22 protein-coding genes and 1 other RNA gene are annotated in these 26,171 nt (G+C 64.3%); 5 read left to right on the top strand and 18 right to left on the bottom strand.

Annotated features, from left to right (window positions below; genetic code table 11):
* Positions 1-251: 251 nt before the first annotated feature.
* The 12 genes from murB to mraZ are packed head-to-tail and all read right to left on the bottom strand — an operon-like array spanning position 252 to position 13,911.
* On the bottom strand, positions 252-1,220 hold the full coding sequence (murB, locus tag NDO48_RS19965) for a UDP-N-acetylmuramate dehydrogenase (RefSeq protein WP_267322211.1): 969 nt from the start codon (positions 1,218-1,220) through the stop codon (positions 252-254).
* Positions 1,217-2,623, bottom strand: a complete 1,407-nt coding sequence (gene murC, locus NDO48_RS19960) for a UDP-N-acetylmuramate--L-alanine ligase (protein ID WP_267322210.1) — start codon at positions 2,621-2,623, stop codon at positions 1,217-1,219. Before murC ends, murB begins: the two co-directional genes overlap by 4 nt.
* Positions 2,620-3,747, bottom strand: a complete 1,128-nt coding sequence (murG, locus tag NDO48_RS19955) for an undecaprenyldiphospho-muramoylpentapeptide beta-N-acetylglucosaminyltransferase (RefSeq protein ID WP_018428589.1) — start codon at positions 3,745-3,747, stop codon at positions 2,620-2,622. Before murG ends, murC begins: the two co-directional genes overlap by 4 nt.
* Positions 3,748-3,750: 3 nt before the next feature.
* Positions 3,751-4,905, bottom strand: a complete 1,155-nt coding sequence (gene ftsW, locus NDO48_RS19950) for a putative lipid II flippase FtsW (protein WP_018428590.1) — start codon at positions 4,903-4,905, stop codon at positions 3,751-3,753.
* Complete coding sequence (gene murD / locus NDO48_RS19945; RefSeq protein ID WP_018428591.1) at positions 4,905-6,305, bottom strand: UDP-N-acetylmuramoyl-L-alanine--D-glutamate ligase; 1,401 nt, start codon at positions 6,303-6,305, stop codon at positions 4,905-4,907. The genes ftsW and murD overlap by 1 nt, the downstream gene beginning before the upstream one ends.
* Before the next feature lie 8 nt (positions 6,306-6,313).
* Positions 6,314-7,396, bottom strand: a complete 1,083-nt coding sequence (mraY, locus tag NDO48_RS19940; RefSeq protein ID WP_026227315.1) for a phospho-N-acetylmuramoyl-pentapeptide-transferase — start codon at positions 7,394-7,396, stop codon at positions 6,314-6,316.
* Positions 7,397-7,420: 24 nt separating this feature from the next.
* Complete coding sequence (locus NDO48_RS19935; RefSeq protein ID WP_018428593.1) at positions 7,421-8,854, bottom strand: UDP-N-acetylmuramoylalanyl-D-glutamyl-2,6-diaminopimelate--D-alanyl-D-alanine ligase; 1,434 nt, start codon at positions 8,852-8,854, stop codon at positions 7,421-7,423.
* Positions 8,851-10,302 (bottom strand): UDP-N-acetylmuramoyl-L-alanyl-D-glutamate--2,6-diaminopimelate ligase, encoded by a 1,452-nt coding sequence (locus NDO48_RS19930; RefSeq protein ID WP_018428594.1) that lies wholly within the window; start codon positions 10,300-10,302, stop codon positions 8,851-8,853. Before NDO48_RS19930 ends, NDO48_RS19935 begins: the two co-directional genes overlap by 4 nt.
* 53 nt (positions 10,303-10,355) lie before the next feature.
* The gene (locus tag NDO48_RS19925; RefSeq protein ID WP_018428595.1) at positions 10,356-12,071 is read right to left on the bottom strand and encodes a peptidoglycan D,D-transpeptidase FtsI family protein; all 1,716 of its coding nucleotides are present in this window, start codon (positions 12,069-12,071) and stop codon (positions 10,356-10,358) included.
* On the bottom strand, positions 12,068-12,436 hold the full coding sequence (gene ftsL / locus NDO48_RS19920) for a cell division protein FtsL (RefSeq protein ID WP_018428596.1): 369 nt from the start codon (positions 12,434-12,436) through the stop codon (positions 12,068-12,070). The genes NDO48_RS19925 and ftsL overlap by 4 nt, the downstream gene beginning before the upstream one ends.
* A gap of 3 nt (positions 12,437-12,439) precedes the next feature.
* Entirely contained in the window at positions 12,440-13,456 is a 1,017-nt protein-coding gene (gene rsmH, locus NDO48_RS19915) for a 16S rRNA (cytosine(1402)-N(4))-methyltransferase RsmH (protein WP_267322209.1), read from the bottom strand.
* Positions 13,453-13,911, bottom strand: coding sequence for a division/cell wall cluster transcriptional repressor MraZ (mraZ, locus tag NDO48_RS19910; RefSeq protein ID WP_026227316.1), 459 nt, complete (start codon positions 13,909-13,911; stop codon positions 13,453-13,455). Before mraZ ends, rsmH begins: the two co-directional genes overlap by 4 nt.
* Positions 13,912-14,314: 403 nt before the next feature.
* On the opposite strand from mraZ, the gene NDO48_RS19905 reads away from it, so the two are divergent.
* Entirely contained in the window at positions 14,315-15,430 is a 1,116-nt protein-coding gene (locus NDO48_RS19905; protein WP_018428599.1) for a cystathionine gamma-lyase, read from the top strand.
* A 233-nt stretch (positions 15,431-15,663) separates the two neighbouring features.
* Here the strand turns inward: NDO48_RS19905 and rnpB are convergent.
* The 4 genes from rnpB to NDO48_RS19885 all read right to left on the bottom strand — a co-directional run bounded on the left by rnpB (position 15,664) and on the right by NDO48_RS19885 (position 18,585).
* Positions 15,664-16,060, bottom strand: an RNA gene (gene rnpB / locus NDO48_RS19900) — RNase P RNA component class A.
* Between the two features lie 185 nt (positions 16,061-16,245).
* Positions 16,246-16,905 carry a lytic transglycosylase domain-containing protein gene (locus NDO48_RS19895; protein ID WP_026227317.1) on the bottom strand — a complete coding sequence of 220 codons (660 nt, stop codon included), beginning with the start codon at positions 16,903-16,905 and terminating at the stop codon, positions 16,246-16,248.
* 196 nt (positions 16,906-17,101) lie between these two features.
* Complete coding sequence (locus NDO48_RS19890) at positions 17,102-17,869, bottom strand: N-acetylmuramoyl-L-alanine amidase (protein WP_267322208.1); 768 nt, start codon at positions 17,867-17,869, stop codon at positions 17,102-17,104.
* The gene (locus tag NDO48_RS19885; protein ID WP_018428602.1) at positions 17,866-18,585 is read right to left on the bottom strand and encodes a J domain-containing protein; all 720 of its coding nucleotides are present in this window, start codon (positions 18,583-18,585) and stop codon (positions 17,866-17,868) included. The genes NDO48_RS19890 and NDO48_RS19885 overlap by 4 nt, the downstream gene beginning before the upstream one ends.
* 186 nt (positions 18,586-18,771) lie before the next feature.
* Between NDO48_RS19885 and NDO48_RS19880 the strand changes: the two genes are divergently transcribed.
* On the top strand, positions 18,772-19,674 hold the full coding sequence (locus NDO48_RS19880) for a DMT family transporter (protein ID WP_267322207.1): 903 nt from the start codon (positions 18,772-18,774) through the stop codon (positions 19,672-19,674).
* 82 nt (positions 19,675-19,756) lie between these two features.
* Here the strand turns inward: NDO48_RS19880 and NDO48_RS19875 are convergent, their stop codons facing one another.
* A complete protein-coding gene (locus NDO48_RS19875) occupies positions 19,757-20,044 on the bottom strand; it encodes a hypothetical protein (RefSeq protein ID WP_267322206.1) in 288 nt (95 codons plus the stop codon).
* Between the two features lie 233 nt (positions 20,045-20,277).
* On the opposite strand from NDO48_RS19875, the gene NDO48_RS19870 reads away from it, so the two are divergent.
* Together NDO48_RS19870 and NDO48_RS19865 are read left to right on the top strand one after the other, a co-directional pair.
* Entirely contained in the window at positions 20,278-21,525 is a 1,248-nt protein-coding gene (locus NDO48_RS19870; protein WP_267322205.1) for a DUF3419 family protein, read from the top strand.
* On the top strand, positions 21,522-22,202 hold the full coding sequence (locus tag NDO48_RS19865; RefSeq protein WP_267322204.1) for a class I SAM-dependent methyltransferase: 681 nt from the start codon (positions 21,522-21,524) through the stop codon (positions 22,200-22,202). The genes NDO48_RS19870 and NDO48_RS19865 overlap by 4 nt, the downstream gene beginning before the upstream one ends.
* Here NDO48_RS19865 and rtcR read toward each other — a convergent pair whose 3' ends face one another.
* Entirely contained in the window at positions 22,203-23,813 is a 1,611-nt protein-coding gene (gene rtcR / locus NDO48_RS19860; RefSeq protein WP_018428607.1) for an RNA repair transcriptional activator RtcR, read from the bottom strand. It lies immediately after the preceding gene.
* A 207-nt stretch (positions 23,814-24,020) separates the two neighbouring features.
* Here rtcR and NDO48_RS19855 point away from each other — a divergent pair, with 207 nt between their 5' ends.
* Positions 24,021-25,577, top strand: a complete 1,557-nt coding sequence (locus NDO48_RS19855) for a vWA domain-containing protein (protein ID WP_267322203.1) — start codon at positions 24,021-24,023, stop codon at positions 25,575-25,577.
* The last annotated feature ends 594 nt before the right edge of the window (positions 25,578-26,171 follow it).

Genomic DNA, 26,171 nt, shown 5'->3' with positions numbered 1-26,171 from the left:
GTTGACCTTCCGGATGAAAACGCGGGTTACGCGTTACGCGACTCAAATCAGGAAACGCTTTAGGTCAGAGAATCAGAGACTTGATTCCGTGGCAAGCACCGATTGAAAATCGCTGCGATTTGATGACCGCGAAGCGAATCTACTGAGACTCCAAAGCAACGGCAGGCAACAAGGATCAGGCAGCAAAAAGCCCCCGGCGCAGGCGCGCCGAGGGCTTGAAATGGCAATCGCGATGCAGCCAAGCGAGGCGCCTAAAGCATTTGCCCCAAAAACTCCTGCACTTCGTGGCCCGGCTTGAACTGACCGATGCGCTTGATTTCCCACTGCAGGCGAATGCCCGAATTCTCGAGCACGCGGCTGCGCACCGTCTCGCCGAGATATTCGAGATCGTAGCCGGTGGCCGTGCCCGTATTGATCATGAAGTTGCAGTGCATCGGCGACATCTGCGCGCCGCCGATCATCAGCCCGCGGCAGCCGGCCTTGTCGATTTCCTTCCAGGCAGAAGTGCCCTCGGGATTCTTGAAGGTCGAGCCGCCGGTCTTTTCGCGGATCGGCTGCACCGTCTCGCGATGATGCTGGACCGCATCCATCGCCGCCTTGATGGCGTCCTTGTCCTCGGCATATCCCTCGAAGGTCGCCGAGGTGAAGATCAGGTCGGCAGCGGCCGACGAATGGCGATAGCTGTAGCCCATATCGGCATTCGACAGCACATGCAGGTTGCCCTTGCGGTCGAGCGCACGGACTTCGACGACACGCTCGCGCGTCTCGACGCCGTTGGCGCCCGCATTCATGCGCAGCGCCCCACCGATGGCGCCGGGGATGCCGTGATAGAAATGGAAGCCGCCGATGCCGCTGTCATGCGCAAGCGCGGCCACGCGCTTGTCGGGCGTCGCAGCACCCGCCGCGATTCCCGTCGGCGAGATTGCGGTCGCTTCGCCGAACCCCTTGGCCGAAAGGCGCACCACGAAGCCGGGAATACCGCCTTCGCGCACCAACAGGTTGGAGCCGATGCCGACGACCAGAACCGGGATCTCCTCGGGCACCGCCCTGAGGAAATCGGCGAGGTCTTCCTCGTCGGCCGGCTGGAACAGCGCGTCGGCGATGCCGCCGGCGCGGAACCAGGTGATCTTTTCCATCTCGGCATTGGGCGTCAGCCGCCCGCGCAGGCTCGATAGACGACCCCCGAGCTTTGCGATCAGCGCCTCGCCTCCACCGGTCACGCCCCGCCCCCTGACAGTTCGCCCGGCAACGCATAGGCCCACTGGGTGATGTTGCCGGCGCCGAGGAAGACGACGAAATCGCCAGGCTTGGCCAGATCGCGCACCACGGGCGCGATCGAGGCCGGACCCTCGATGTGGCGGGCGTCACGATGGCCGCCCGCACGGATGCGCGACACGAGCGACTCGGAGTTGATGCCGTCGATGGCATCCTCCCCGGCTGCATAGACGGGTGCGACCATGACCGTGTCCGCGTCGTTGAAGCAGGCCGAGAAGTCGTCGAACAGATCGCGCAAGCGGGTGAAGCGGTGCGGCTGGGCAATGGCGATGACGCGGCCCTTGGTCGCCTCGCGCGCGGCGCGCAGCACGGCCTTGATCTCGACCGGATGGTGGCCGTAGTCGTCGAACACCTCGACGCCGTTCCAGGCGCCCGTGTGCGTGAAGCGGCGCTTGACGCCGCCGAAGGACGACAGCCCGCGCTTCACCGCCTCGGCCGAAATGCCGAGTTCGGTGGCGACAGCGATGGCAGCCGTGGCATTGGAGACGTTATGGCGGCCCGGCATCGGCAGGCGCAGGCCCTCGATGACACTCGACGACGCCGACTTGCGGTTGCGGATCACCACGTCGAAGACCGAAACTGCGCCGTCCATGCGGTGGTTGGTGAAACGCACGTCGGCCTGGGTGTTTTCGCCATAGGTGATGACGCGGCGGTCCTCGATGTGGCTGACCAGCGCCTGCACTTCGGGGTGGTCGGTGCACATGACGCCGAAGCCGTAGAACGGTACGTTCTCGACGAACTGGCGGAACGCCTCACGCACCTTGTCGAAGGTGCCGTAATGGTCGAGATGCTCGGGGTCGATATTGGTGACCACGGCAATGTCGGCCGGCAGCTTGAGGAAGGTGCCGTCGCTCTCGTCGGCCTCGACCACCATCCACTCGCCCTCGCCCATGCGGGCATTGGTGCCGTAGGCGTTGATGATGCCACCATTGATGACGGTCGGATCGAGCCCGCCGGCGTCGAGCAGCGTCGCCACCATCGAGGTCGTCGTCGTCTTGCCGTGGGTGCCGCCGATGGCGACCGCATTGCGGAAGCGCATCAGTTCGGCCAGCATCTCGGCGCGGCGCACGACGGGCAGCAGCTTCTCGCGCGCCGCCATGAGCTCGGGATTGGTCTTCTTGATCGCGGTCGAAACCACGATCACCTCGGCGTCGCCAAGGTTCTCGGCCTTGTGACCGACAAAGCACTCGATGCCCTTGGCACGCAGGCGCTGGACATTGGCGCTGTCGGACTGGTCGGAGCCCTGCACCTTGTAGCCGAGATTGTGCAGCACCTCGGCGATGCCGCTCATGCCGATGCCGCCAATGCCGATGAAATGCACGAGGCCGATGGTCTGCGGCATCTTCATGACCGCACTCCCTTCTTGAATTCCGAAACGGGCGTTTTGGACGCAATAGCCTCTGCGAGGTCGGCGAGCAACCTGGTGGCATCCGCTTTGCCGACTGACTTTGCGGCAGCGGCCATGGTCGAAAGCCGCGTCGGATCGCTCATCGCGTCGCCCAAAAGCTCGGCGATGCGCTGGGCCGAAAGCGTCGCCTGCGGATGCACTTCGCCGCCGCCAGCCGCCGCCAGCCGCGCGGCATTCGCCGCCTGATCATGGTCGAGCGCATAAGGGTAAGGCACCAGCAGCGCCGGGCGACCGATGACCGAAATCTCGGAAACGGTCGACGCGCCCGAGCGCGAGATCACAAGCTGGGCTGCGGCCATACGCTCAGCCATGTCGGTGAAGAAGGGCGACACGTCGGCGGCGATGCCGAGATCGGCATAGGCTGCCTTGACCTTGTCGGCATCTTCCTTGCGCGCCTGCTGGGTGACGTGCAGCCGCTTGCGCTGCTCCTCCGGCAGCAGCGCGATCGCCGCCGGCATAGCCTCGGAGAAGAACTGGGCGCCCTGGCTGCCGCCGAAGACCAAGAGGTTGAACTGGTCCATGCCGCCGGAAGCCACGTAGGGCATCTTCGCAGCCTCGATCACCGCCGGTCGCACCGGATTGCCCGTCACCACGATCTTGGCGCTGTTGGCGCCCGCATTCTCGGGCAGGAAGCCGCCGGCAATGGCGTCGACCTTGCTGGCCAGCGCCTTGTTGGCGCGGCCCATCACCGCGTTCTGCTCATGCACCATGGCAGGCACGCCGCGCCGGGTCGCGGCATAGAGCGGCGGCAGGGTCGGATAACCGCCGAAGCCGATGACGACCGAAGGCTTGATCCTGGCGATCACCTGGGATGCCTGGCGCACGCCGCTCCAGATGCTCCAGAACGCGCGCGCCAGCGCAATCGGGTTCTTGGAACCGATGGTCGAGGACTTGATCGGATGGATCGCCGTCGCCGGAAACTTGCCGGCGAAACGCTCGGCCCGGTCGTCCGTGGCGAGATGCACTTGCCAGCCGCGCGACGCAAGCTCATGCGCCAGCGCTTCGGCCGGAAACAGATGGCCGCCGGTCCCGCCGGCGGCAAGCATGATGGTACCTTTGGTCATATCTTACTCGGCTGGCAGCGGGTTTCGCTGCATGGACGCGTAGCCGGTCGGGCGGAACTTCTCCGGCTTCTTGCGGGTCAGCGCCAGCACCATGCCCATCGATATGGCGATGGCGATCAGCGACGAGCCGCCATAGGAGATGAAGGGCAGCGTCATGCCCTTGGCCGGCATCAGCTGCAGGTTCACGCCCATATTGATGACCGACTGCAGGCCGAAGACGACAACGAGGCCGGCAACCGCATAGCGGGTGAAGTCGTCATGCTCGCGCAGTGCCGTGCGCAGGCCGCGCAGCACGATGAAGGCGAAGATCGCCATGATGATCAGGCACAGGATGATGCCGAACTCCTCGCCGGCCACCGAGAACACGAAGTCGGCATGGCTGTCGGGGATGACCCGCTTGACCGTGCCCTCGCCCGGTCCGACGCCGAACCAGCCGCCATTGATGATGGCATCGCGGCCCATGTCGACCTGGAAGGTGTCGCCCTCGCCGGTGACGAAACGGTCGATGCGGCCGGCGACATGCGGGAAGATGGTGTAGGCCGCAGCCAGGCCGCCGACGCCGGTCATGCCGAGCGCGATGATCCAGAACCACGACATGCCGGCCATGAAGAACATCACGCCCCAGGTGCCGAGCACCAGCATGGTCTGGCCAAGATCGGGCTGCGCCACCAGCAGCGCAACGACGAGGCCGAGCAGGATCATGGCAAACAGGTTGCCGGGAATGTCGGGCTGGCGGTCATGTTCGGCAAACAGCCAGGCGCAGATGACGACGAAGGCCGGCTTCAGGAACTCCGACGGCTGGATCGAGACGCCGGCGAGCGACACCCAGCGCCGCGCGCCCTTGACCTCGACGCCGATGAACAGCACCGCCACCATCATCACCAGCATGATGCCGAGCATGACCAGCGCCATGCGCCTGATCTGCCGGGAATCGAGGAACGACACTGCGATCATCACCGCCGCCGCCGGCAGCGTGAAGATGATCTGGCGCGTGGCGAAGTGGAAGCTGCCGAGGCCGATGCGCTCGGCGACCGCAGGGCTTGCGGCGAATGAAAGCACGATGCCCAGCCCCATCAGCGACAGGAACGCCGCCAGGAACCAGCGATCGACCGTCCACCACCACAGTGCGACGGGACTTCTGTCGAGACGGCTAGCCATTACCTTGCCCCTCCGATAGCGCTGACGCCATCAATAGCATTCACAGCTTGCCTGAAGGCTTCGCCGCGAATTTCGAAGTTCTTGAACTGGTCAAAGCTGGCGCAGGCCGGCGAGAGCAGAACCACCGCCTCGCCGCTGTCGTCCTTGGCCGCATCCTCGGCGGCATGCTCGACCGCCGCCGCCAGCGTGCCCGATATCTCGTAAGGTGCCGCCTCGCCCAGCGTCGCCGCAAAGGCCGGTGCCGCCTCGCCGATCAGATAGGCCCGCGCGATGCGCGGGAAGAAGCTGCGCAGCGGCTCGATGCCGCCCTCCTTGGGCAGCCCGCCGGCGATCCAGTAGACGCGCGGGAAGCTCGACAGCGCGGGTGCCGCCGCATCCGCATTGGTCGCCTTGGAATCGTTGACGAACAGCACGTGCCCCTTGCGCCCGACCTGCTCCATGCGATGGGCAAGGCCTGGAAAGCCTTCCAGCCCGGCCTGGATCTCGCCGAGGTCGAGACCGACCTTCAGGCAGGCGACCACGGCTGCGAGCGCGTTCTGGGCGTTGTGCTGACCGCGCAGCGAGCCGATGCCTTCGAGGAAGGCGATGCGGCTGTAGCGGCCGTCGATCGCTTCCATGATGTCGGTGCCGTCGGCGAAATAACCGTCGGTCAGCGGCAGTCGCTTAGAAATGCGGACGACATCCTTGCCCACCCGCTCCAGCCTGTCGGCGATCTGGGCGCAATAGACGTCGTCGACGCCGATGATGGCGGTGTCGCTGCCCGCCACCAGCCGCTCCTTGATCGAAGCATAGTGCTGCATGGTGCCATGCCGGTCGAGATGGTCGGGCGTCAGGTTGAGCAGGATACCCGCCGTCGGATTGATCGATGGCGCAAGGTCGATCTGGTAGGACGAGCACTCGACGACATAGTGGCGGTCGGCCCGAGGCGGATCGAGCGTCATGACTGCGCGGCCGATATTGCCGCCCATCTGCGTGTCGCGGCCGGCCGACTGCAGGATGTGCGCCGTCAGTGCCGTAGTCGTCGACTTGCCGTTGGTGCCGGTGATGGCAATGAACGGCGCTGTCGGGGCAGTGGCGATGCGTTCGCGCGCAAACAGTTCGATGTCGCCGATGACCTCGACGCCGGCCCCGCGCGCAAGCTCGACGGTCCAGTGCGGCTTGGGGTGGGTCAGCGGTACGCCGGGCGACAGCACGAAGGAGGCGATGCCGGCCCATTCGATGCCGCGCAGGTCGGCGGTGGCGATGCCTTCGCTCGCTGCCTTGGCTACGCTTTCGGGATTGTCGTCCCACGCCACGATGTCGGCGCCGCCGGCCGCGAGCGCACGCGCTGTCGCAATCCCCGAACCGCCCAGCCCGAAGAGCGCTACTCGCTTGCCCTGAAATGAGGTGGCGGGGATCATGGCGGGCCTCAGCGCAGCTTGAGGGTGGAAAGACCGATCAGCGCCAGGATGACGGCGATGATCCAGAAGCGGATGACGACCTGGCTTTCGGTCCACCCCAGTTTCTCGAAATGGTGGTGGATCGGCGCCATCAGGAAGACGCGCCGGCCCGTCATCTTGAAGAAGCCGACCTGGATGATGACCGACAGCGCCTCCATCACGAACAGGCCGCCGACGATAGCCATGACGATCTCGTGCTTGGTGGCGACCGCAACCGTGCCGATGAGACCGCCAAGTGCGAGCGAGCCGGTGTCGCCCATGAAGATGGCGGCGGGCGGCGCGTTGAACCACAGGAAGCCGAGGCCCGCACCGATGACCGCGCCAAGGATGACGGCAAGCTCACCGGTGCCGGGCACGAAGTGGATCTGCAGATATTCGGCGAAGACGGCGTTACCCGAGAGGTAGGCGATCACGCCGAAGGATGCTGCCGCGATCATGATCGGCACGATAGCGAGACCGTCGAGGCCGTCGGTCAGGTTCACCGCGTTGCCGGCGCCGACGATGACGAAGCAGGAGAACGGAATGAAGAACCAGCCGAGATTGAGCAGCAGGTCCTTGATGAACGGGAAGGTCAGCGACGACGAGAACGGCGCCTGGCCGTTGTGCATGATGATCCAGGCGGCGATGCCGGCGATCACGAATTCGATGCCCAGGCGCGCCTTGCCGGACAGGCCGAGATGCGATTGCTTGGTGACCTTGAGATAGTCGTCATAAAAGCCGATGGCGCCGAAGCCGAGCGTGACGAACAGCACCACCCATACATAGACAGAGGCGATGTTGGCCCACAAAAGCGTCGAGCCGATGATGCCACAAAGGATCATCAGGCCGCCCATGGTCGGCGTGCCGGCTTTCTTGAAATGGGTCTGCGGGCCGTCGGCGCGGATCGGCTGGCCCTTGCCCTGCCTCAGGCGCAGCGCGTTGATGATCGCCGGCCCGAAGATGAAGACGATCAGCGCCGAGGTGATCAGCGCGCCGCCGGTTCGAAAGGTGATGTAGCGGAAGACGTTGAAGAACGACACCTTGTCCGCGAAATCGACAAGCAAAGTTAGCATACGTATCCGTCCCCCGAGACCCGGTCAGGTCTGTGTGGTGTTGCCGGCATGAGCCGGGAAAGTCTTGATCATCGCCTCGACCAGGCGCGAAAAGCCGATGCCTTTCGACGACTTGATCATGACGGCATCGCCGGGCCGAAGCGTTTCAAGCAGAAGCGGCTTCAGGTCCTCGACACCGCTGCGATACTCGGCCCTGATCCCCTCGGGCAGCGTATCGGCGAGCGCCTTCATTTCAGGCCCGGCCATGAGCACAAGGTCGGTGCGCGTTGAGCTGATAAGGTCGGCGAGGCCGGAATGCAACTTGGCCGAATGGTCGCCCAGCTCCAGCATGTCGCCAAGCACCGCGATGCGGCGGCCGTTTCCGGACACCGGCGTGGCGTCCAGAAGCTCGATCGCAGCCTTCATCGATGCCGGATTGGCGTTGTAGCTTTCGTCGATCAGCGTCACCGGACCGTCAGGCAGTTGCAGCAGGTGGCGCTTGCCGCGCCCGCTTTCGGCCGACATCGAAGCGAGTGCGGTCGCCACCGTCGGCACGTCGGCGCCGCACAGATGCGCCGCACCAAGCACGGCCAGCGCATTCTGGACGATATGGCGGCCGGGCGCGCCGATGCGGGCCTGGATATCGCGGCCACCGATACGGGCGACGATCATCGAGTGATCGGCCTCGAGCGTGCATTTCAGCAGGCGATACTCGGCCTTCGCATCCTCGCCGAAGCCGAGAATATCCTCGACGCCGGCAGTCTGGGCCAGCTTTTCGAGCAATTTGAAGCGGCCGTCGTCGCGGTTGAGCAGCACAGCACCGCCAGGTTCGACGCCTTCGAAGATCTCGGCCTTGGCCTTGGCGATCTCGTCGAGACTGCGGAAGAAGCCAAGATGCGCTGCGGCAATCAAGGTGACGATCGCGACATGCGGGCGGACCATGCGCACCAGCGGGCTGATCTCGCCCGGATGGTTCATGCCGATCTCGAACACGGCGTAGTCGCTGTCGGCGGGCATGCGCGCCAGCGTCAGCGGCACGCCCCAATGGTTGTTGAACGACGCAACCGAGGCATGCACCTTGCCGACCGAGGACAGCCCGTGGCGCAGGGCTTCCTTGGTGCTGGTCTTGCCGACCGAACCTGTGACGGCGACGATCCGGGCCCGCGAGCGCGCCCGCGCGGCGATGCCGAGCTTTTCGAGCGCGACCAGCACGTCGGGCACCACGATCATCGGCGCGGTCAGCCGTCCCAGTGCCGGCAGCTTGCCTTCGGCGACGATCAGCAGCCCTGCCCCGGCCTTGACGGCTGCGGTGGCAAAGTCGTGGCCGTCCATCGCCTCGCCCTTGATGGCGAAGAACGCTTCGCCCGGCTTCAGAGTGCGGCTGTCGATGGAAATGCCCGATATGCCCTCGGGCATCTGGCCCAGCGGCCTGCCGCCCGTCGCCTCGACGAGAGCCTCGGAGGTCCAGAGCAGGCTCATGCAGCCTCTCCGAGCGCCTTGCGCACTTCTTCATGGTCGGAGAAATGCAGCGTCTCGGAGCCGACGGTCTGGCCCTCTTCATGGCCCTTGCCGGCCACGATCAGCGTGTCGCCCTCGCGCAGCAGCGCCACCGCCTCATGGATCGCCTTGCGGCGGTCGCCGATCTCGATGGCGCCGGGTGCTGCAGCCATGATGGCGGCGCGGATGGTCTCGGGCACCTCGGAGCGCGGATTGTCGTCGGTGACGATCGTGATGTCGGCCAGTCGGGTCGCGATCTCGCCCATGATCGGCCGCTTGCCGCGGTCGCGGTCGCCGCCGCAGCCGAACACCACGACGACGCGGCCGGTCGTGAACGGCCGCACCGAGGCGAGCACATTCTCCAGCGCATCGGGCTTATGGGCGTAGTCGACATAGACGGGGGCGCCCGAAGACGTAGTGCCGACGAGGTCGAGACGGCCCGGCGCCCCCTTGAGATGCTCGAGCGCCGACAGTGCCTTGGCGACATCGGTGCCCGTCGCAATCGCGAGGCCTGCCGCCACCAGCGAATTGGCAACCTGGAAGTCGCCGGCCAGCGGCAGGTCGATCTCATAGATCGTGCCGCCGCATTCGATTTCGGCGCGCTGGCGATGGCGTTCATGCTCGACGCGCTTGAGGCTGAGGAAATCGCCATGACGTCCGACCGTCAGCACCTTGAGACCTGCGGCGCGGGCCGCGTCGACCGTCGGCTGCGACCAGGCATCGTCGGCAAAGATCACCGCCGGCGCGCCCTTGGGCAGCAGCGTGTCGAACAGGCGCAGCTTGGCGCGGTGGTAATCCTCGACCGTCGGATGGTAATCCATGTGGTCGCGACCGAGATTGGTGAAGCCTGCGGCGGCGAGCTGAACGCCATCCAGCCGGCGCTGGTCGAGGCCGTGGCTTGAAGCCTCCATCGACGCATGGGTCACGCCTGCATTGGCAAGTTCGGCCAACAGCCTGTGCAGCGCCACCGGATCCGGCGTCGTCAGCTGGCCGTATTCGTTGCGGCCCGGCGCGACGACGCCCGTCGTGCCGATGCTGGCAGCGGCATAACCCGCCCGCTCCCAGATCTGGCGGGTAAAGGCTGCGACCGACGTCTTGCCGCTGGTGCCGGTCACGGCCACCATGGTTTCGGGCTGGCGGCCAAAGAACTTGGCGGCGCTGAGCGCCAGCGCCTGGCGCGGATCGTCGACCGAAATCACCGGCACGCCGATGGAGCCGAGTTCGGCGCCCCTGGCAGCCACGACGGCCAGCGCACCGCGCCTGGCGGCATCCCCGGCATAGGCGGCGCCATCGGCCTTGCTGCCGGCAACGGCAAAAAACACGGTTCCGGGCACGACTTGCCTGGAATCCGACGACACCCCGCTCACCTCTACATCGTTGGGATTGAGCCCATCGACAGGCAGGACACCGGCAAGGTCTATCAGTTTCATTGAGGTCCGTTCGCTACAAACAATTGGCGCGCCCCGCAGGCGCGCCCATGGAATCAAGGGTAGGAAGCCAGCGTTGCCGCACCTTCTTGGCCGAATTCTGGCTTTACGCCAAGCAGGGACGCCGAACGCCGGATAATGTTGGACACCATCGGCGCGGCAGTGAAGCCGGCCGTGGCCGAACGGGTGGACCCTTCCATCTTCGGTTCGTCGATGATGGTCAGCACCAGATATTGGGGATCGTCCATCGGGAAGGCAGCGAGGAAGGCGTTGAAGTTCTTTTCCTTCGAATAGCGCCCGTTGACGACCTTTTCGGCCGTTCCGGTCTTGCCGCCGACGCGATAACCGGGAACCGTACCGCGCTTGCCGGAACCACCGGGGGCCGTCGCGTTCAGGTTATAGAGATAGCGCATGTCGGCGCTGGTCTGGTCGCTCACCACCTTGGTCGAGACGGCCATCGCCTCTTCTAGGGTGCGCGGCAGGAAGGTCGGTATCATGTAGCGGCCGCCATTCATCAGCGCGACCGCACCGGCTGCCGTCTGCAGCGGCGTCGTCGAGAAGCCGTGGCCGAACGCAGCGGTGATCGAGTGCACCTTCTTCCAGACCTTCGGCTCGGTGGGACGCGCCGATTCCGGAAGCTCGGTCTGCAGGCGGTCGAGCAGGCCGAGACGCTTGAGGAACTCGCGGTGTCCCTCGATGCCGACGACGTCGGCCTCCTTGGCCGAACCGATGTTGGACGAGAAGATGAACACTTCCGGCACCGTCAGCACCCGGCCCTTGCCGTGGAAGTCGCGGATGGTCTGGCGGCCGATGGTCAGCGGGCGGCTGGCATCAACGGTGCTGTTGAGCGACATCTTGCCCGAATCCAGCGCCATTGCCGTGGTGAAGCTCTTGATGGTCGAGCCCATCTCGAACAGGCCGGCCGACATGCGGTTCAGCCGGTCCTTGTCCTGGGCGTTGAACGGATTGTTGGGATCGAAGTCGGGCACCGAGCCCATGGCGAGGATTTCGCCTGTCTTGACGTTGATCACGACAGCACCGGCAGCCACAGCGCGGTACTTTTCCATCGCCGCCTGGATCTCGTCGCGCACGATGTGCTGGACGCGCAGGTCGATCGACAGACGGACAGGCTTGAGGTCCTTGGCAACCGCAAGGCCCGAGGCCTGCAGGTCGGCAAGGCCCTGGTCGTCGATATACTTCTCGAGACCGGAAATGCCCTTGTTGTCGATATTGGTCAGGCCGACGATGTAGGACGTCGTCTCGCCGCCCGGATAGAAGCGGCGCTTTTCGGTGCGGAACGCGATGCCGGGAATGCCGAGCGCCATGATCTCGGCCTGCTGCTTCGGCGTCAGCTGGCGCTTCAGCCAGACGAAGCCCGTACCGCTCTTCAGCTTGTTGTAGGTCTGCTCGACATTGAGGTCGGGCAGCACCGTCGACAGCTTTTCGATGGCCTCGTCGGCGTCGACGATGCGGCGCGGCTCGGCAAACAGCGAGGCCGTCTTGATGTCGGTGGCAAGAACCTCGCCGTTGCGGTCGACGATGTCGGGGCGCGAGGCGGTGATGCGGGATTCCGGCCCGGCCGATGTATCGGGGTCGAGCATGCCGAGATAGACGAGACGCCCGGCAATGGTGGCGTAGATGCCGAAGAACACGGCCATCGTCATGATGACGCGGTTGCGCGTTCGCCCGCCGGTCGCCTTGCGGGCGCTGTCGACGACGATCGCGGTCTCGGTCTTGACCTTGATGCGCTTCCTGCCGAACAAGCCGATCATCGAGCGATGCCTCCGGTAACGGTCTGGTCGGTGCCTGCTGCGGCCATGCCGCCGGTCCGGGTCAGGTCCTCGATCGTCAGTTCACGAACCGGCAGGTCCTTGAGATTGACGATCTGGCGCGCATCCACCGGGTCCAGCTTCAGTTCCGACTGATAGGCCTGGGCGAGCTTCTGAAGCCGCGCCGGCTGGGTCAGAAGGCTCCAGTCGGCCTTAAGCAGGTCGATGGTGTCTTCCTCGTAGCGGATCTGCGCCTCGATCTTGCGCACCGCCTCGAGCCGGTTCTCGGCCTCATGCTTGGTCTGGTAGGTGAAGGCCGCGGCCCCGACCATCGCGGCGATCAGGATTATGTCGCTGGTGCGGAACATGGTTCACCTTTCTCCCGACTGACCGACGTCGGGGAGCTTCGGAAGTCCGAAGATGGAAAAGTCTTCGCCGCGCGGCGCAACGGCGGTGCGCACGGCAGCCCGCAGCTTGGCCGAACGGGCACGCGGGTTGATGGCAGTCTCGGCGTCGCTTGGGCCCACCGCCCCGCCAGCCTTGGTGAAGGTGGTGGCAATCACCTCGAGTTCCGGCATGTAGCGCGACCGCGACGGCGCGCTCGAACGGTCGGTGATGAAGCGCTTGACGATGCGGTCCTCGAGCGAATGGAAGGTCACCACGACGAGGCGTCCGCCGGGCTTCAGCGCGCGCTCGGCAGCAAACAGCGCCCGCGCCAGTTCGCCCAGCTCGTCATTGACGTAGATGCGCAGCGCCTGGAACACGCGCGTCGCCGGATGGATCTTGTCCTTGGGCGCGCGCCCGATATGCGTCTCGATGGCGTCGGCAAGGTCGAGCGTGCGTTCGAACGGGCGCTTGTCGCGGCGGCTCTCGATCATACGGGCGATACGGCCGGCATGACGCTCCTCGCCGAGGAAGCCGAAGATGCGGGCGAGATCGCCCGCCTTGAAACGGTTGACCACGTCGGCGGCACTGGCGCCGGCCTGCGCCATGCGCATGTCCAGCGGGCCGTCGGCGCGGAAGGAAAAGCCGCGCTCGGCCTGATCGAGCTGCATGGACGAAACGCCGATGTCGAGCACGACGCCATCGACCTGGTCGACATGCTCGTCGAGGCTGGAGAACGGCGCCTGAACCAGCCGCAGCTTGCCGCCGGACTGGCTTTCGAGCGCCCTGCCTGCAGCGATCGCATCAGGATCGCGATCGATGGCGACAACCGAAGCGCCCGTCTGCAGGATCGCCCTGGTGTAGCCGCCAGCGCCAAAAGTGCCATCGACATGCACTTCGCCCTCAGCCGGATGAAGCGCCGCAAGGACTTCGGCGAGGAGAACCGGAATGTGGCGGGCCGGTCCGCCGTCAGCGTGATGGTCGTCGCCGTGGCCTGCCATCATTCCGGTTGCTCCCCAGGCTTCGTCCCCTGCCGAAGCTTCGAAAGCCGGGCACGCACGTCCGCGCCATAGGCGCGCAGCCGCTCCGGCTCCCACATCTGAAAAAACTGTCCGCGACCGACAAAGGCCACATCGGTCGTGATGCCCGTATGCTCCCGCAGGAAATCCGAGACCGAGATACGCCCATCCTGATCGAGTTTCAGGAAAGTGCTGTCGCCATGCACGAAGAAGGACATGTCGTCCGCCGTCTGCAGGAATGGATCCTCTTGCGCGATGCGCTGTTCGTAGCGGTCGAGAAGATCGAGCCCGCCGACATCCAGCGCCGGAACGTCCAGCGCCCTCAGCGCATAGAGTTCCTGGTAGCCGCGCTTCTGCAATACGGCACGGAAATGCGCCGGAACGGAGACCCGCCCCTTCGCATCGATCCTGTTCACCGCACTCGAGAGAAACCGGTCCATCGCTTGATCCGGCCGTTGCGGCCGCGCCCCTCGTCGTCACGGCCGAACCCTGATGGTCCGGCCAAAATCGCAAGCCCTGAAAATCCCTGCAGTCAGCAAATAGGTCGCGACCCGCAGCCGCCGCGGCTACCGGTCCGGCGAACGCCCTACCCTTTACTGAAACGAAATCATGGTTACCGATTTGGGATATCATGGGCCAATATGGGCGTCAACGGGAACTGGGCACACAACGACGTCGCAACCACCCTTTCGGGGCCTTTCGCGGCATCCCGATTTTTATGATCCCTTAAGGCTAACGAAGTCTTACGTGGCATAATGCAGGAGTGGCTTTTCATCTTGCCGCGCAAGCACCTGGGGCCTAGCGTTGAGGCGTCTTCTGACTGCCAGGGAGAGACCGCAGATCATGTCCGAGACCATGAAGGCCCGCGCCGCAACCCTCGCCCACCTGCGCCGTTCGAAGCTGTCGGTCGGCGATCCGATCCCGGTTCCGCTGACCATGGCCTCGATCTACCACGCACCCGGCGACGCCACCGGCCACAATCAGTATGGACGTTTCAGCAACGCCAACTGGTCGGCTACCGAAGAGATGCTTGGACATCTCGAAGGCGCGCCCTGCGTCGGCTTTCCTTCAGGAATGGCGGCAATTTCGGCAGCCTTCTTCGCCCTGCTCAAGAGCGGCGACCGCATCCTCGTCGCCTCCGACGGCTACCACACGACGCGCATCCTGGCGGACCGCTTCCTCGGCGCCTTCGGCGTCAAGACCGACGTCCGCCCGACGGCGACCTTTCTTGATGGCAGCTTCGAGGGTTATCGCCTCGTCTTCATCGAAAGCCCATCCAACCCGACGCTCGACATCTGCGACATCGAAGCGGTCGCCGCCGCGGTGCATGCGGCAGGCGGCCTGCTGATCGTCGACAACACCACGATGACGCCGTTCGGCCAGCGCCCCCTCGACCTCGGCGCCGACATCGTCGTGGCCGCCGACACCAAGGCGCCCAACGGCCATTCCGACGTGCTGTTCGGCCATGTCGCCAGCCGCAGCCCCGAGATCATTGCCGCCGTCACCGAATGGCGCCAGAATGCCGGCGGCATCCCCGGTCCGTTCGAGGCATGGCTCGTGCATCGCGGACTGGAAACACTGGAAATGCGCTTCGATCGCATGTGCTCGTCGGCCGAGATTCTCGCCCCGCGCCTCAAGGCCCACCCTGCGGTCTCCGCCTTGCGTTTTCCCGGCCTTGAGGGCGATCCCTCGCACAATCTGGCGCGTGTCCAGATGGATCGCTTCGGTTTCCTCATCAGCTTCGACCTGGGCTCGGAAGAACGGGCGGAAAACTTCATCAATGGCTGCGAGCTGATGCACGCAGCCACCTCCTTCGGTGGCGTGCACACCGTCGCCGAACGCCGGCTGCGCCGCGGCGATGCCGTTACGCCGGGCTTCGTCCGGCTGTCGGTCGGCTGCGAGCCGGTGGAGGAACTCTGGGCGGCAATGAAGGCATCGCTGGACCGGCTGGGCGGCTGACAGCCGCCAGCGCGACATGTCGCCTGCCGGGATGTCGCAACGGCCTTGCAGGATGTCAACGCGCCCGTCTGCAACAGACTGTGCCGTCCCCGGGCTCATCGCACGACCGGCCGGGCTGGAATGCGGTTGGTTCCACAGGATTTCCAAGCGATGCGCCGACCGAAAGCCGGCCCGGCGCTTGATTCGAAATGCGCGGAAAGCACCCGAACGCCCTGAACATGCAGCAGAAAGGCAGCGCCAGCTGGCCTATAAGCCGGGTTCTGTATGGCCCCCGCACCTTGCGGCACGGAAACGTGGCGGCCATTCTTCTTGGACGCATGTTGCCATGCGCCTCACGCAACCTACCCGGGCGGTGAGCCGGAAACAGCCCTGAGGGTTTCCCCTCGCACCACCCCTATTCGGTTTTGCTCCCGGTGGGGTTTACCGTGCCGCTCCTGTTGCCAGTCGCGCGGTGGGCTCTTACCCCACCCTTTCACCCTTACCGCGGAAACCGCGGCGGTTTGCTTTCTGTGGCACTTTCCCTGGGGTCGCCCCCGCCGGCCATTAACCGGCACCGTGTATCCATGGAGCCCGGACTTTCCTCACGCGCTGCCTTTCGACAATTGCGCGTGCGGCCGCCCGGCCAGCTGGCAGGGCGTATAAAAGGGTTCGCGCGGCAAAAGGCAAACGAAAACGTTCGCCTGTCGCACGAGCCGCCAGGCTCCATCGGGTATCGGCGCATCGGCCCGAAAATCGGAACCGATTTTCGGAAAGCACGATGCGTAGTTTCAAGCACTTGAAGCGAACTTTGTGCGCCCGTTCGGGCGCACCGCACTCTAGCCGCCGATGCGGGCCTGGACCTTCTTGCAATAGGCCGCGGAAACCGGGTTCATGCGCTTGGCGCCATGGCCGGCATTGTACTTCAGGATCGTTCCGCAAGTGGTGCCGCCGCTCAGTTCATGCGCCTTGGCAAGATAGAGCATGCCGAACTTGATGTTGGTCTCCGGGTTGAACAGGCCCTTGGACGAGCCGCTGTAGCCCATCATGCGCGCCGTCGCCGGCTTGATCTGCATCAGGCCGATTTCGCCAGCCCGGCCACGCGTGTTCGGACGATAGTTGCTCTCGACGCTGATGACGGCATGCGCCAGCGAAACCGGAACGCCGTAGGCGGATGCGTAGCGGGCGACGATCTCGCCATAAGGCTTGCCGTTTGCCCTGGTCGTCGTGGCTGCGTTTGCAGCCTTCGCGGCCTGGTCCTTGATGTTCCTGGCGCCCTTGCCGGCGATGGACGCAGTGGTGAACGTGTCGATTTCAGCCTTCTTGGAGCAGCCAAACAGATAGGGGCATTCGTCTGCCTTCTTCTCTTCGATCTTGGCGGTCTTTTTGCTCTGGGTGATGATCGTCTTCGAGGCCTTGACAGCGCCGCCCTGGGCGTTTGCGGCAAAAGAAGTCAGGCCGGCGGCAACAGCCACCGCAACAACGGTCAAATACTTCATGTTATCCTTGTTCTCGACAGGCCGCGCGAAATGATCGCGCAGCATCCCTTCCTGACGCCGGGAGCTCTCTTCGGAGCGTTGACAGGATTTAGCCGGCGCCTTGCACGGCGATGCATTTGCCGAGGGAACTGGCGGGAAAAATGTCCGGGCAATTCACATTGGGTGACAGGTTGTAACCTTGTCGAATCAACCTGAACTAGTCGTCAAGCCCATCGGGGAGTGCGGCAAGCAGCCGGCGCAGCGTCGAAATCGTCGACCGATCGGCCACCCCGTCAACGCAGCTTGTCCGGAAATGTCGTTGAAAAGCTTGGATAGTTACCGCTGTCTGCGGGTCGAACTGGCCGGTGATTTCGACGCCGTAGCCATAGAGCGCGAGCATCGATTGCAGCTCCTCGACCGCATCCCCGGCGTCGCCGGGACGCAGCGTGTCGTGCCCGCGACGTGGTGAAGGTGCGACCCAATGACCGATGCCCGAACCGTGCAGACTGCGCCACGGGAACAGTTCGCCCGGGTCGATTTTGCGGCCGAGCGCCACATCCGAGTGGGCAAGGACACGTTCCGGCACGATCGCATGGCGGGCGATGATCCCCTGGCAAAGCCTTGCCACTGCCTGCATTTGGCGCTTGGGAAAGCGGCGATAGCCGAGCGTGTGCCCCGGATTGACGATCTCGATGCCGATCGATGCCGAATTCACGTCGGTCAGGCCCCGCCAGGAGCTTTTGCCGGCATGCCAGGCTCGGTCGCTCTCGCGCACCATCTGCACGATCCGCCCGTCCTCGTGGACGAGGTAATGCGACGACACTTCGCTTGCCGGATTGCACAGCCAGGCTTCGGCGCCGTCGCCGGTCTCCATGCCGGTATAGTGCAGCACGATCATGTCGGGTCTCATGCCGTCGCGCCGCGGTCCGAAGTTGGGCGAAACCCTCACCTCGGCATGCGGATGATCGGGCAGGAAACCGCTCATGCGTGCCGGAGCCCCCTTTCGATCATCTCGTAGGCGGCGTTGATCGCAGCAATGCGGGTCGTTGCGATGCGAATGAACTCTTCGGGCAGACCGCGCGCGATCAGCTTGTCGGGATGGTTGTTGGCGACCAGCTTGCGATAGTGCTTGCGCACATCCTCGAAGGATTTGCCGCGCTCGATGCCCAGCACGCGATACGGGTCGGCGTCGCCGAGATCGAGATGACGCGCCAGGATCGTCTGGTAATGCACTTCGTCGATGCGGAAGATCTGCGACACCTTGTGCAGGAACGAGCCTTCGCACTGATGCATCAGCCCATCGGCCTTGGCGATATGGAACAGCCCGTCGAGAATGTCCTCCAGCATGCCGCAATTGGCATGCCCGGAACCGCAGAGCTTGGCCATGCGCTCGGCATAGAACTCGAAGCCGGCGACGTCCTGCTGGGCGATCTCGTAGAGCCGCGCCACATCGCGCGCATGCTCCGGCGGCACCGCGAATATTTCGTAGAAGGCCCTGATCTCGGCCTGCGAGACCACGCCGTCGGCCTTCGCCATCTTGGCTGACAGGGCGATCATCGCCACTGAGAACGCCACCCGGCGGCGCGTTTCCGCATCGCCCGAGAATACGGTGCGCACGGCCTCCACGACATCGGCGACGCCGTTGGCGGCAGACACCGAGATACGCGCAATGAAATCGCCGAGACGGTCCCAAATCGACATGGCCGCTTCTTAGGATGAAACCTTCGCAAATGCGAGACGGCTTCGTACCGCAGGCATAACTTTTGTCGGCAACACTCTGAAAACGATCTGGCCGAAGCAGATCCGACCGAAGTAGATCTGGACCAAAATTCTGGACCAACGGAAATTCCGCGACGTAAGCGCCGAGGCCCGCTAACCCTTGCGCCCATGGATGCACGCAACACCACCCAAACCGGCTCAGCCATATCGCGCGAAACGATCGGCCTGGCGCTTGGCACGCTCGGCGTCGTCATTTTCGGCGGCACCTTGCCGGCAACGCGTGTCGCCCTGACACATTTTTCGCCATGGTTCGTCACCCATGGCCGCGCCGCCATGGCCTCTCTCGCCGCAGCCCTTCTGCTCCTGATCCTGCGCAGGCGGTTTCCGAAAGGCGATGCGCCGGCCTTGTTCCTCGCCGGCCTGCTTCTGGTCTTCGGCTTCCCGATCTTCTCATCCATCGCCTTGCAGACTGTGCCTGCCTCGCATGGCGGGGTGGTTCTCGGCGTCCTGCCGCTGACCACCAGCATCTTTGCCGCCATCATCGGCGGCGAGCGGCCATCGGCGTTGTTCTGGGTTTGCGGCGTGGCGGGTGCGGCTCTCGTCGTCACCTTCGCCATCAGCGACAACGGCATGCAACTTTCAAGCGGCGACCTGTTCCTGTTCCTCGCGGCGCTGTCGGCGAGCCTTGGTTATGTCGTGTCAGGCAAGCTGTCGCGCCGCATGCCCGGTTGGGAGGTCATCTGCTGGTCGCTGATCCTGACAGCGCCAGTCTCGATCCCCGGAGCGTTGTGGAGCTGGCATCCTGAATTCGCCAATGCTTCCCCGGCACAGGCATTTTCATTCTTCTATCTGAGCTTCGGCTCGATGTTCCTCGGCTTCTTCGCCTGGAACGTCGGCCTCGGTATGGGCGGCATTGCCCGCGTCAGCCAGGTTCAGCTGCTGCAGTCCTTCGTCACGCTGGCGATCTCCGCTTTCCTGCTTGGCGAACATGTCGGCGCACATACGCTGCTGTTCGCCCTGGGCGTCATCGCCATCGTCGCCCTGGGCAGGCGGGCGCGCGTTTCGCGCTGACCTTCCCGAAAGAGAATGCAAGCGGCCGGCCCCAATGAAAGAGGCCGGAGCGTCTGCTCCGGCCTCTCCTCCTCCCGCCGAATTACTGCGCGGGGGCTGCCGGCTCGACTGGCTTGGGCTGCATCGGCTCGCTGTTCTGCATCGTGCCCGACCCGGTATCGGGTGAAGGCGTGATGCCCTGCGTGGTCGTGTTGTCGGTTGCCGGCGGCTTGGCTGCCTCAGGCGTCGCAGGCGCCGGCGTCATCGGCGCAGGCTGTGTCGCTGAAGGCTGCTCGACGCTCTGCGTCGTCGTCTTGTCCGTGCTGTCGCTGCATGCCGCAACGGTCAGAAGTGCTACGGCGGCGGCCGACGCGAGAATGAGTTTCTTCATGATGTATCTCCTTCGCTGATGCGCCCGACAGGCGGGCCGTCGGGGAAAGAATGCTCCGGCTCCGGATGGGTTGCTTCACGTTCGGTGTCGCCATGTCACATCAGAGCCCGGATCGGGGCCCGATCGAAGCCCCGATCGAAGTATGTCGCAGCCGCGTCATGCGCCCGTCACCGCGCTGTCATGCCGGTGCGTTACCCGCTGCGCCCAACAACGAAGCGGGGAATCGCATTTCCATGACCGACGTTTCCGGAGAACTTGTCTTTCGTCGCGGCAAGAAGGTTGGAAAGGCGGTCTACCAGAACCGCGCCCTTTCGAAGGAAGGCCTTTCCGAACGGCTCTTTGCCCTTCTGTTCTCGGGCCTGGTCTATCCGCAGATCTGGGAAGACCCCGATGTCGACATGGAGGCCATGGAGCTCGCCGAGGGCCACCGCATCGTCACCATCGCCTCGGGCGGCTGCAACATCCTCGCCTACCTGACCCGCTCGCCGGCCCGGATCGACGCCGTCGACCTCAACGGCGCTCACATCGCCCTCAACAAGATGAAGCTGGCCGCCGTTCGCCACCTGCCCTCGCAGGCCGACCTGTTCCGCTTCTTCGGCGAGGCCGGCATCGGCCACAACTCGCATGCCTATGACCGCTTCATCGCCCCCAATCTGGACGCGGCCAGCCGCACCTACTGGGAAAGCCGCAACTGGCGCGGCAAGCGCCGCATCGCCACCTTCGACGGCAATTTCTACAAGACCGGCCTGCTCGGCCTGTTCATCGCCGCCGGCCACCGCGTCGCCAAGCTCTATGGCGTCAACCCGGCCGAGATCATGATCGCCCGCGGCCGCGCAGAGCAGCGCCGCTTCTTCGACGAAAGGCTGGCGCCGGTGTTCGAGCGCCGCCTGCTGCGCTTCGTCACCTCGCGCAAATCGTCGCTTTTCGGCCTCGGCATTCCGCCGGCACAATACGACTCGCTGCTGACCTCAGGCGACGGCTCGATGGCCGGCGTGCTCAGGACGCGGCTCGAAAAACTCGCCTGCGACTTCCCGCTGGAAGACAATTATTTCGCCTGGCAGGCTTTTGCCCGTCGTTATCCCAAGCCGGGCGAGGCAGCCCTGCCCGCCTATCTCGACCAGGCGAACTACGCAACGATCCGCGTCAATGCCGACCGCGTGGCAGTCCACCACGCCAACTTCACCGAGCATCTCGCCGCCAAGGACGCAGGCTCGGTCGACCGCTACGTGCTTCTCGACGCCCAGGACTGGATGAGCGACGCCCAGCTCAACGCGCTGTGGACCGAGATCACCCGCACCGCCGCCGCTGGCGCCCGCGTCATCTTCCGCACCGCCGCCGAGCCCAGCCTGCTGCCCGGCCGGCTGTCGCCTGCCCTGCTCGGCCAGTGGCACTACGAAGCGGACCAGTCGCTGCACTACACCGCCCGCGACCGCTCGGCGATCTATGGCGGCTTCCACCTCTATGTGAAGAAGCCGGCATGAGCGCGCCGGAGCTTTCGGTCGGCCATTCCGGCCTGATGGACCAGGTCTACCGGCACCAGCGCCACATCTACGACCTGACCCGCAAATACTACCTGCTCGGCCGCGACCGCATGATTGCGGAACTCGCGCCGCCGCCTGGCGGCACGGTGCTCGAGCTCGGCTGCGGCACCGGCCGCAACCTGATCCTCGCGGCCCGCCGCTATCCCGAGGCGCATTTCTACGGGCTCGACATCTCGGCCGAGATGCTGGTCACTGCGCGCGCTGCAATCGCCAAGGCCGGCCTGCAGGACAGAATCACGCTCGCCCAGGCAGACGCCACCGCTTTCGATGCCGAGGCGCTGTTTGCGCGCAAAAGCTTCGACCGCGTGTTCGTGTCTTATTCGCTGTCGATGATCCCCGGCTGGGAGAGCACGATCGCCGCCGGTCTCGCTGCAACCAATGGCTCGCTGCACATCGTCGATTTCGGCCAGCAGGAGCGGCTGCCCGGCTGGTTCCGCGGCCTGCTGCACCGCTGGCTCGCCAAATTCCACGTCACCCCCCGCGAAAGCCTCGCCCGGGAGGCGTCGCGACAGGCACGGGAAGCCGGACGCGACTGCCGCTTCACCCCGCTCTATCGCGGCTACGCCTGGCTCGCCGTCATCGGCGCGCAGGAGCTGCCGCTCGGCGCGCCGCGCTGATCAGCGCTGGGAGGAAGCGACCGCCTCGAAGCTCAGGCCGAAGCGCATAAGATATTTGCGCAGCCTGTCGGCATCGTTGCCGCTGGTCTTCAGCTTGCGCGACTGCGCGAACAATTCGCGGCCGGCCGCGCTGAGCGAACTGCTTTCACGACAGACCTTCAGCACCGCCGCCAACTGCGCGCGATCGAAAAGGTCGAGACTGTCCGCTTCATCCGCCCCCAGCACGTCCCTCAAAACATCGTCCGACGCATCGATGCCAGAACCGGCACGCCACAATCCGGTGAGGCCGGCAATCTCGTCGCGCACGGTTTCTTCATTGATCCGCCCTTGCGGCGCCAGCGTCGCCATGCGGGTGACCGAAGCCGACAGGTCGCGGAAATTCGCCCTCCAGGAAGCCTCAGGCGCCATGGCGAAGGCCAGATAAAGCGCGCGGGCCTCCTTGTTGAAGGTCACATTTTGGCCCTCGCGCTCACTGAACCGGCGCAGTTCGAAGTCCAGATTGGGTTCGATGTCCTCCTTGCGATCGGCAAGCCCAGGCAACTGGAACGTCCAGAGATTGAGACGGGCGAAAAGATCCTCGCGGAACCGCCCTTCACGGACGCCGATCGAAAGATCCCGGTTGGTTCCCGCCAGCAGCTGGAAATCGGATGTCGTGTCCTTGTCGGCGCCAACCGCCAGGAAACGCTTTTCCTCGATGGCGCGCAGGCACATCGCCTGCTCATCCAGCCCAAGTTCGCCGATCTCGTCGAGAAACAAAACGCCTTTGTCGGCCGACTTCATCAGGCCGGCGCGCTCGTTGTGCGCGCCTGTGAAGGCGCCCTTCACATGGCCGAACAACGTCGACATCGCCTGATCGCCGCGCAGGGTCGCGCAATTGACCTCGATGAAGGCGCCCGACACCTGCCGCTGCGCCTGCTTCAGCTCGTAGATTCGCCTCGCCAGCTGCGACTTGCCCGCTCCCGTCGGCCCCGTCAGCAGCACCGGCGCACGCGAACGGATCGTCACCTTCTCGATCCGTTCGATCATCTGGTTGAAGGCGGCATTGCGGGTGGCGATGCCGGATTTCAGAAATGAAGTCGCCTCGTTTCGTTCCGCCTGGAAACGCGTCGCAATCACATCGTAGCGCGAGAGGTCGAGATCGATGATCGAATGGTCACCGGAGGAATCGGCCCTCGGCTCTCCCCGCCTCGGCGGCGACAACTGCAGCAGCCGCCCCGGAATGAACCGTGCTTCGGTCAAGAGGAACCAGCATATCTGCGCCACATGCGTGCCGGTGGTGATGTTGACGAGATAGTCTTCGCGCTCTGGATCGAACGGATAGGCATGAGCGAATTCGCGCAGGCCGGTATAGACCTCGCTGAAGTCCCAGGGATCCTTCATGGCGATCACATGCTGGCGGACTTCGGTCGCCGGCGACACCTGCCCGATATCGGCAATGACCTGCTTCGCCAGGCCGGCCGAATGGGCATCGTGGACCAGCTCCAGCCGGTCGATGAACAGCCCCGGCTGCTGGCACAGCGCCACGGTGGGGCGCCAGCGCTGCCAGCGATCCTCGCGGCCACCGACATCAAGCGTGGTTCCGAGAATTCCGATGGCTACACGACGCCGCATATCTTATCCATTTGTCTAATCCTGTATCCAAATGGATATCAGAATGCCACGACCTCCTACAACCACTTCGATCGACATTCGTCACTTCAAAACTTTGTTTTGTTTATTTTCAATAAGTTAGCAAAAATCGTCAGGTGGTTCCTCGCCTCTTTGGCAAACTGGCACGCGACTTGAAATGTAGTTTGCGTGAACAGAGGGATGAAAGAGATGGCAAACAAATCCGTGTTTGCGACGATAGCGGGAAAGCTGCTCCCGCGCGCCGACGCCAGGAACCATGAGGGCGCCCAGGCTTACGGCCTGACGCCGCACCAGGCGCTGGCACAGCTGGCATCGACGGGAACGTTCAACGCGACCTTCTATGCCGATGCGCGGGAGCAGCTGGACGAGGTTCTCAAGCTTGCCTGGCAGGTCGAGCCGGACTTTCTGGCCAAGACTGCGGTGCATGCTTTCGAACGCGGCTACATGAAGGACATGCCCGCTCTGCTTCTCGCCGTCCTGTCACAGATGCAGGGCAACGAGTTCGAGCGCGCCTTCGGTCGCATCGTCAGGAACGGCAAGATGCTGCGCAACTTCGTGCAGGTCATGCGCTCAGGAGCGACGGGGCGCAAGTCCCTGGGCACGCGTCCCAAGCGGCTGGTGCAGAAATGGCTGGAGCAGGCCGCCGACGTCGAAATCATGCGTGCGGCCGTCGGCAACGACCCGTCATTGGCAGACGTCATCAAGATGGTTCACCCGAAGCCGGTCTCGGCATCGCGTGAGGCTCTTTATGGCTACCTCATCGGCAAGCCGCACGATGTCGACGCATTGCCTGACGTGGCGAAGGCTTTCGAGGCGTTCAAGCGTAACCCCTCGCAGCCCTTGCCGGCTGTTCCGTTCCAGATGCTGACTTCGGTGCCGCTGACCAGGGAGCACTGGGTACAGATCGCGGAAACGGCCGGCTGGCAGATGCTGCGGCAGAACCTGAACACCTTTGCGCGCAACGGCGTGTTCGAGGTGGAAGGGTTCGCGGAAAAGCTGGCCAGGCGCCTGAGCGACAAGGGTGAGGTAAGTCGGTCGCGGGTGTTCCCCTACCAGTTGATGGTGGCGTTCAACAATCTCGTCCCCGGCGTGCCGCCGGTGATCCGGGATGCCTTGCAGGATGCCATGGAACTGGCGATCGCCAATGTTCCAGCCATCGAGGGGAATGTCGTCGTCTGCCCTGATGTCTCCGGTTCCATGGGGTCTCCCGTGACCGGATACCGCAAGGGCTCGACGACGGCGGTGCGCTGCATCGATGTGGCTGCCCTGGTGGCCGCCGCACTGCTGCGGCGCAACCCGAACGCCAGGGTCCTGCCCTTCGAGGGCGATGTGGTGGACATCCATCTCAACGCTCGCGATACGGTGATGACCAACGCACAGAAGCTCGCGGCGATAGGTGGTGGGGGGACAAACTGTTCGGCGCCGCTTGCCAGGCTGGTGAAGCAGCGGGCCAAGGTCGACCTGATGGTGTTCATATCGGACAACGAATCCTGGCTGGACGATCGGGCACGAACGCATCACGGCACGGCAACGATGCAGAACTGGCGCAGGCTGAAGCAGGACAATCCTGAGGCCAGGCTGGTCTGCATCGACATCCAGCCGAACACCACGACCCAGGCTTGGGGAGGACCGGATGTACTCAACATCGGGGGCTTCTCCGACCAGGTCTTTGCGGTGATCGGCGCAATGTCGGCGAATGGCGATCCGGACCATTGGGTCCAAACGATCGACGCCACCGAACTTTGATCACGCTCCCGGCGGCACCTGTCGCCGGGAGCACGGAAACGCGGGGGCATGACGAATGCCGATGGAACTACAGGTCAGAAACCTCCGGGTCGCGGGTTCGAATCCCGCCGGGTCCTCCACCATGGACCCGTAGCTCAGCGGATAGAGCAGGTGTCACCGAAAGGTGAAGTTTCATCACTCTTGTCGTCATGGCCAGCGCATCCGGCAACGAACGGCAACGGAAAAGGAAGAAAACAGATGGCGTGACGAATGCTTTTGAAACTACATCCACACTTCGTGTCGCGGGTTCGATCCCCGCCGATCCCGACACCATGGGACCGTAGCTCAGCGGTAGAGCAGAAGAGAACGTTTCAAGACTTTTTGTCGTCACATCTTGAAAACACGGACGCGGCGAATGCCGGATGGAACTACAGCATCTAGATCGGGAAATCCGTGAGGTTCGACTCCTCACCAATTGCATGCGCTCTCTGGCACGAGCGGGACCCCGGAGTTTCATCCTATTTTGTCGCCGCGTCCGAACCGAATTGGCGAATGCAGGCCGGACTACAGGATAGAGCGCCCACGTCGAAAGACTGGGGAGGTCGGGTGTTCAAG

The organism is Aminobacter sp. MET-1, from assembly GCF_026521175.1.
In the GTDB taxonomy this organism is placed as follows: Bacteria; Pseudomonadota; Alphaproteobacteria; order Rhizobiales; family Rhizobiaceae; genus Aminobacter.
The sequence above is the reverse complement of the archived record's forward strand: the minus strand, read 5'-3'. Positions and strand labels throughout refer to the sequence as shown.